The organism is Agromyces humi, assembly GCF_009720255.1.
Taxonomy (GTDB): Bacteria; Actinomycetota; Actinomycetes; order Actinomycetales; family Microbacteriaceae; genus Agromyces; species Agromyces humi.
The window spans coordinates 1-5,910 of the sequence record NZ_WJSP02000232.1 but is presented as its reverse complement, the minus strand read 5'-3'; the positions used below and the strand labels follow the sequence as shown (position 1 = coordinate 5,910).

10 protein-coding genes and 1 riboswitch are annotated in these 5,910 nt (G+C 70.5%); of the genes, 6 read left to right on the top strand and 4 right to left on the bottom strand.

Annotated features, from left to right (window positions below; genetic code table 11):
* Positions 1-141: 141 nt before the first annotated feature.
* Both GH736_RS15700 and GH736_RS15695 read left to right on the top strand, forming a co-directional pair.
* The gene (locus GH736_RS15700; RefSeq protein WP_159604999.1) at positions 142-378 is read left to right on the top strand and encodes a hypothetical protein; all 237 of its coding nucleotides are present in this window, start codon (positions 142-144) and stop codon (positions 376-378) included.
* Entirely contained in the window at positions 371-874 is a 504-nt protein-coding gene (locus GH736_RS15695) for a Clp protease N-terminal domain-containing protein (RefSeq protein WP_159604997.1), read from the top strand. Before GH736_RS15700 ends, GH736_RS15695 begins: the two co-directional genes overlap by 8 nt.
* A 4-nt stretch (positions 875-878) precedes the next feature.
* Here the strand turns inward: GH736_RS15695 and GH736_RS15690 are convergent, their stop codons facing one another.
* From GH736_RS15690 to GH736_RS15675, 4 genes are all read right to left on the bottom strand, one after another.
* Entirely contained in the window at positions 879-1,307 is a 429-nt protein-coding gene (locus GH736_RS15690; RefSeq protein ID WP_159604995.1) for a GNAT family N-acetyltransferase, read from the bottom strand.
* Between the two features lie 73 nt (positions 1,308-1,380).
* Positions 1,381-2,007, bottom strand: coding sequence for a CoA-binding protein (locus GH736_RS15685; RefSeq protein WP_159604993.1), 627 nt, complete (start codon positions 2,005-2,007; stop codon positions 1,381-1,383).
* Positions 2,004-3,299 (bottom strand): O-acetylhomoserine aminocarboxypropyltransferase/cysteine synthase family protein, encoded by a 1,296-nt coding sequence (locus GH736_RS15680; protein WP_159604991.1) that lies wholly within the window; start codon positions 3,297-3,299, stop codon positions 2,004-2,006. Before GH736_RS15680 ends, GH736_RS15685 begins: the two co-directional genes overlap by 4 nt.
* Before the next feature lie 125 nt (positions 3,300-3,424).
* Positions 3,425-3,985 carry a cysteine hydrolase family protein gene (locus tag GH736_RS15675; protein ID WP_159604989.1) on the bottom strand — a complete coding sequence of 187 codons (561 nt, stop codon included), beginning with the start codon at positions 3,983-3,985 and terminating at the stop codon, positions 3,425-3,427.
* A gap of 109 nt (positions 3,986-4,094) precedes the next feature.
* On the opposite strand from GH736_RS15675, the gene GH736_RS15670 reads away from it, so the two are divergent.
* From GH736_RS15670 to GH736_RS15655, 4 genes are all read left to right on the top strand, one after another.
* The gene (locus GH736_RS15670) at positions 4,095-4,394 is read left to right on the top strand and encodes an antibiotic biosynthesis monooxygenase family protein (RefSeq protein WP_159604987.1); all 300 of its coding nucleotides are present in this window, start codon (positions 4,095-4,097) and stop codon (positions 4,392-4,394) included.
* Between the two features lie 100 nt (positions 4,395-4,494).
* Positions 4,495-4,561, top strand: a riboswitch (guanidine-III (ykkC-III) riboswitch).
* Between the two features lie 13 nt (positions 4,562-4,574).
* Positions 4,575-4,898: a DMT family transporter gene (locus GH736_RS15665; RefSeq protein WP_159604985.1), complete on the top strand. Its 324-nt coding sequence runs from the start codon at positions 4,575-4,577 to the stop codon at positions 4,896-4,898.
* 143 nt (positions 4,899-5,041) lie between these two features.
* On the top strand, positions 5,042-5,509 hold the full coding sequence (locus tag GH736_RS15660; RefSeq protein ID WP_203230803.1) for a hypothetical protein: 468 nt from the start codon (positions 5,042-5,044) through the stop codon (positions 5,507-5,509).
* The gene (locus GH736_RS15655; RefSeq protein ID WP_159604983.1) at positions 5,503-5,736 is read left to right on the top strand and encodes a helix-turn-helix transcriptional regulator; all 234 of its coding nucleotides are present in this window, start codon (positions 5,503-5,505) and stop codon (positions 5,734-5,736) included. The genes GH736_RS15660 and GH736_RS15655 overlap by 7 nt, the downstream gene beginning before the upstream one ends.
* Positions 5,737-5,910 lie beyond the last annotated feature (174 nt).

Here is a 5,910-nt window from a genome sequence, read left to right as displayed (position 1 = left end):
CACGACCGCGGTTCACGCGCACGAGCCTACCCGCGCCCCCGCCGGCCGCGCGTGGACCGCGGTCGTGGTGGCGGCCTCCCGCCGGCGGAGTCGTAAGCAACATGGGTTGACAATACCATCGAAGCAACCTAGGTTGCTGATATGACCCCGCGAACCCCGGACCCGATCGGCGCCGAAGCCGACGACCTCGCTGCCGTCGTGGCGCTGCGCGAGCTCGCCGACCGGCTCGAGGACGCCGCCGTCGAGCGGGCCATGCGCTCGGGTTGGAGCTGGACGCAGGTCGCCGAAGCGCTCGGCGTCACCCGGCAGGCCGTGCACAAGAAGCATCACCGGCGACTCGGCGAAGCCGGCATCGAACTGAGGAGACGCAATGCATGACGTGCCCGGCGCGGTCGACGGCGCGATGGACGTCGGCCTCAAGCAGGTCGTGCTGCGCACGATCGACGAGGCTGTTCGGCGCGGCGCGACGAATGTCGAGGCGGAGCACCTGCTGCTCGTGATCTCGGCGGGCGACGACCCCGCGGCCAGGACCCTCGCGGAGTTCGGCCTCGATCATGCCGCCGTGGAGGCCGCACTCGACGCCGAGCGTTCGCGCGCCCTCGACGTCGCGGGCGTCGCCCCCATCGCCGAGGAGCGGTTGCGCTCCACACGCCGTACCCGACCGGGCTGGGGCGCCTCGCTGCGCAATGCGCTGCGTCGTGCCGAGTTCCGCACGAACCGGGCACGCGGGCGCTCGCGCGAGGAGCGCGAACAGCTGGCGATCGCCGCCGCACTGCGCGGCGTGCTCCTGGCCGACCTCGGCACCGTGGCGCGGGCGCTCGCCGCTGCGGGCGTCGACCGGCGGGCGCTCATCGCGCGCCTCGAGGGACTCTGACGGCTCACCGCATCGCGGGGCCCATGCGAACCATCCACTGGTCGGGCTGGGGCGGCGGTCCGAAGCCGAACCGCTCGTAGAGTCCGTGCGCGTCGGCCGTCGTGAGGGCGATGCGCTTCAGGTCGAGCGGCGCGAGCTCTTCGATGATGCCGTCGACGAGCGCGATCCCGATCCCGTGGCCACGCGCCTCGACGGCGACGAACACGTCGCAGAGCCAGGCGAACGTCACCCCGTCGGTGATGACGCGGGCGTACCCGAGCTGCGCTCCGGTGCGTGCGTCGTAGACGCCGTAGTTCCGTGAGGCCGCCATCGCGGCGTCCTGTGTCTCCCGACTGCGTCCGGCGGCCCAGTACGACTCCTGCGCGAGCCAGGCGTGCACCCGTTCGCGGTCGAGGCGACCGGGGTCCGACGAGAATTCGATGTCCAGCGGCATCCCTCGATCGAATCGCCGTGGCCGAACGCGATCAAGATGCCGATCCGGCATCCGTGGACTGGTGGGACGCGGGCTATCGCACCGTCTTGCGCGCGGTGATCTGCCCGGTGTCGAAGCCGAGCAGGTGCAGGCCGCCGTGGAAGCGGGCGTGCTCGACCTTGATGCAGCGGTCCATCACGACGGTGAGGCCCTGCTCCTCGCCGTAGTACGCGGCATCCTGGTTCCAGATGCCGAGCTGCACCCAGATCGTCTTGGCGCCGGCGGCGACGACTTCGTCGACGACCTGCGGGATGTCGCTGCCGCGGCGGAACACCACGACGATGTCGGGCACCTCGGGCAGGTCGGTCAGGCTCGCATACGCGGGCTCGCCGAGGATCTCGGTGGCGTTCGGGTTCACGAAGTAGAGGCGGAAGTCGCTCGACTGCTGCAGGTAGGTGCCGACGAAGTAGCTCGATCGCGCCGGGTTCGGCGACGCTCCGACGATCGCGACGGACTTCGCCGCGTTGAGGATCTTCAGGCGCTGCTTGGCGTCGGGGCCGATCCAGGTGCGCTGCGACTTCAGCAGCTTCGCGAGCGGCGAGCTCGCCGGCAGGTCGCAGGACAGGCCGTTGACGAGGCGCACGGTCTCGAGGTCGGCGGATGCCGCGGCATCCGCCTCGGAGGGAAGGGTCGTGGTCGTGGCATCCGTCGCCGTGCTCATCGTGCTCCTCCTGTCGCGGCCGTGAGGGCCTGGTCGAGATCGTCGATGATGTCTTCAACGTCTTCGATGCCCACGCTAATCCTGACGACGCCCGGCAGCACCCCCGCGTCGACGAGCTGCTGCTCGGTGAGCTGGGCGTGCGTGGTCGACGCCGGGTGGATGATGAGCGTCTTCGCGTCGCCGATGTTGGCGAGGTGCGAAGCCAGGTTCACCGATTCGATGAGCTGCTGGCCGACCGCGCGGCCGCCCTTCACCTCGAAGCTGAACACCGAGCCCGGACCCTTGGGCAGGTACTTCTGCGCCCGGTCGTGATGCGGGTGGTTCGGCAGGCCCGCCCACCAGACGCGCTCGATGCGCGGGTCGGCCTCGAGCCACTCCGCGACGGCGCGGGCATTGTCGACGTGCGCCTGGATGCGGTACGGCAGCGTCTCGACGCCCTGCGCGAGGAGGAAGGCCGAGTGCGGCGCCAGCGCGGGGCCGATGTCGCGCAGCTGCTCGGCGCGCAGGCGCGTGAGGAACGCGTACTCGCCGAAGTTGCCCGACCACTGCAGGCCGCCGTAGCTCGGCACCGGCTGCCCGAACAGCGGGAACTTCTCGGAGTGCCAGTCGAATCGGCCCGACTCGACGACCACGCCGCCGAGCGTCGTGCCGTGGCCGCCGAGGAACTTCGTGGCCGAGTGCGTGACGATGTCGGCGCCCCACTCGATCGGACGGTTGAGGTAGGGCGTCGGGATGGTCGAATCGACGATGAACGGGATGCCGTGCGCGCGCGCCACGTCGGCGAGGCCCTCGAGGTCGGCGATCTCGCCCGACGGGTTCGCGATCGTCTCGACGAAGAGCGCCTTGGTCTGCTCGGTGATCGCCGCGGCGTAGTCGGCGGGGTCTGAGGAGCGCACGAAGGTGGTCTCGACGCCGAAGCGGCGCAGCGTGACATCCAGCTGCGTGATCGAGCCGCCGTAGAGGTTCGCCGACGCGACGATGTGGTCGCCCGCGCCGGCCAGGCTCGCGAACACGATGTACTGGGCGCTCAGGCCCGAGGCCGTGGCGACGGCGCCGAGGCCGCCCTCGAGACTCGCGACGCGCTCCTCGAAGCTCGCCACGGTGGGGTTCGCGAGGCGCGAGTAGATGTTGCCGTACTTCTGCAGGGCGAACCGGGCGGCGGCATCCGCGGTGTCGTCGAAGACGAACGCGCTCGACTGGTAGATCGGCAGCGCGCGGGCGCCCGTCACCTGGTCGGGGATGTTGCCCGCGTGGATGGCGCGGGTCTTGAAGCCGAATTCGCGGTCTGCCATGGGTTCACGCTACTGCGGGGCGCCGCGGCATCCGCTCGCTGCCGTAATGCGGGGCAACGGATGCCGCGACGCCGGGCGGGCTCGCATCGTCGGGCGAGCGGCCGCGTCGTCGAGCAGGGGGACGTTCAGCCGCCGAGCACGTCGTCGGTGGTGACGACGCGGGCGAAGCCGCCGCCCTGGAGGTTCACCGCCGTCGCGCGCGCGAGCTCGGACGCGGTGAGGCGCACGCCGCCCGGCCCCTGGAGGTCGAACGTGTGCGTCGCATCGATCGGCAGCACCACGTCGTAGCCGAGGTTGCCGCCCATACGCGCGGTCGTCTCGACGCACATGTTGGTCTGGATCCCGGTGATCACGAGCTGGCGGATGCCGTGGTCCTGCAGCCAGGCGTGCAGGTCGGGCTCGCCGTAGAACGCCGAGTTCACCTGTTTCGTCACGAAGAGGTCGTGCGGGGCATCCGCCACGACGTCCTTCAGCGCGTTGCCGGGCGTGCCCACGCCGAGCGGGGATCCCGGCGAGGCGGAGTCGTGCCGCACGAGCACGATCGGCCGCGAGGCATCCGCCCACGCGGTGACGAGGCGCCCGATGTTCGCCTCGGCGTCGGGATTGTCGCGCGCGCCCCACGCGGGGTCGTCGAACCCCTGTTGCACGTCGATCACGATGAGGGCGGCGGTGTCGTCGAAGTCCATGCCCTCATGATGCCGCGTACGGCGCTCGGCGCTGCCGGCTCGGGCTGCCATTCCGCGGCCGTCGGCTGCCAGCGCCGGATGCCGCGGCGGGACCGCTACCGTGGAGCCGGTGATCCTCGAACACGCCATCCTGCCCGTGACGCCTGGCCGCGAGGCCGACTTCGAAGCCGCGCTCGCCGTGGCAGCCCCGATCATCGCCGGGATGCCCGGCTTCGTCGACCTGCGGGTGTTGCGGTCGATCGAGACGCCGAACGAATACCTGCTGCTCGTGCACTGGCAGAGCGTCGAGGCGCACGCGGTCGGGTTCCGCGGCTCGCCCGAGTACGCACGCTGGCGGGAGCTGCTGCACGGGTTCTACGACCCGTTCCCGGTGGTGGAGCACTTCGCCGAGGTGCTCGCGCTGCCCTGAGCGCCGGGTGAGCCGAGCGGATGCCGCGGGCGCGTGGCCGCGGCATCCGCTGCCCGCCTGCCTGCCCATGCACTGCACAGGCTCCGTTGCTAGCGTGTGAGCAGGTCGCCCGACGGCGGCCCCGGACGAGGGAATCCAGTACCCGGAACGCGACAAGACTGGCCATGGGGGTGAACCGTCATGGCGTGGGTCGTGTTGATCGTGTCCGGAGTCCTCGAGGCCGTCTGGGCCACCGCACTCGGGAAGTCCGAGGGCTTCACGAAGCTCTGGCCGTCGCTGGTGTTCTTCGGCGCGCTCGCCCTCTCGATGTGCGGGCTGGCCTGGGCGATGCGCGACATCTCCACCGGCACCGCCTATGCGGTGTGGGTCGGCGTCGGCGCGGCCCTCACGGTGGCGTGGGCCATGATCACGGGCGACACGGATGTCTCGTGGGCCAAGCTCGCGCTCATGGCCGGCCTCGTCGGCTGCGTGGTGGGACTGAAGCTCGTCGACGGCAGCCACTAGCCGCCGCCCGCGCCCGCGGCCCGCACGATCGAGTGGATGCCGAACCTGCGTTCCGTCGCCAGTGTCAAGAATTGTTGACATAGTGTCGGGCACGCTTTACATTGAGGCACGTAAACAATTCTTGACATTGGAGCGTGAGCCGCATGGAGCGACGAAGTCGGCGCGAGCACGAGTCGTCGGTGTCGTACGAGGAGAAGGGCACGTGGGTCTACCTCGTCGTCGCCATCGTCGGCAGCACCGTGTACCTGGCGCTGGTGCTGCCGACGCTCCTGAGCGGAACGCCCGTCGACCAGATCGACTACGTGCCCGCCATGCTGTGGGTCATCGGTGGGGCGATCGTGGCGTCGATCGTCGGGCGCATCCTCGTCGAGGTGTTCTCGCCGAGCGAGAGCACGAGGGGCGACATCCGCGACAAGGAGATCGACCGGCTCGGCGAGCGCGTCGGCAGCTCGTTCGTCGTGATCGGGGCGCTGGGCGCGCTCGTGCTCGCGATGCTCGACGCCGACGGGTTCTGGATCGCGAACACCGTCTACTTCTGCTTCGTGCTCTCGGCCATCCTGTCGAGCATCACCAAGATCGTCGCGTACCGCAGGGGCGTGCCGACGTGGTGAAGCCCACGAGGGTCACGAACGCCATCCGCGCGCTGCGATTCCGCGCCGACGAGATGACGCAGGCCGAGCTCGCCCGCCGCCTCGGCGTGACCCGCCAGACCGTCATCGCCATCGAGCAGGGCCGCTACTCGCCGTCGCTCGAGATGGCGTTCCAGATCGCCGGGGTGTTCGGGGTCCCGCTCGACGACGTCTTCCAGTACCCCGACGAGCAGGGAGAAGGATCATGAGAGTCGCCGAAGTCACGGAGTACGGACCGCCCGAGGTCGTCGGCATCGCCGAGCGTCCCGACCCCCGGCCGGGAGTCGGGGAGCTCCGCGTGCGGGTGCACGCCGCCTGCGTCGGTGCGGCAGACAGCGCGGCACGGTCGGGCTCACCCTGGTTCGCGCGGCTGGCCTTCGGGC

Coding starts and splice junctions, on each gene's coding strand:
- GH736_RS15700 (WP_159604999.1), top strand. CDS start 142: ATGACCCCGCGAACCCCGGACCCGATCGGCGCCGAAGCCGACGACCTC.
- GH736_RS15695 (WP_159604997.1), top strand. CDS start 371: ATGCATGACGTGCCCGGCGCGGTCGACGGCGCGATGGACGTCGGCCTC.
- GH736_RS15690 (WP_159604995.1), bottom strand. CDS start 1,307: ATGCCGCTGGACATCGAATTCTCGTCGGACCCCGGTCGCCTCGACCGC.
- GH736_RS15685 (WP_159604993.1), bottom strand. CDS start 2,007: ATGAGCACGGCGACGGATGCCACGACCACGACCCTTCCCTCCGAGGCG.
- GH736_RS15680 (WP_159604991.1), bottom strand. CDS start 3,299: ATGGCAGACCGCGAATTCGGCTTCAAGACCCGCGCCATCCACGCGGGC.
- GH736_RS15675 (WP_159604989.1), bottom strand. CDS start 3,985: ATGGACTTCGACGACACCGCCGCCCTCATCGTGATCGACGTGCAACAG.
- GH736_RS15665 (WP_159604985.1), top strand. CDS start 4,575: ATGGCGTGGGTCGTGTTGATCGTGTCCGGAGTCCTCGAGGCCGTCTGG.
- GH736_RS15660 (WP_203230803.1), top strand. CDS start 5,042: ATGGAGCGACGAAGTCGGCGCGAGCACGAGTCGTCGGTGTCGTACGAG.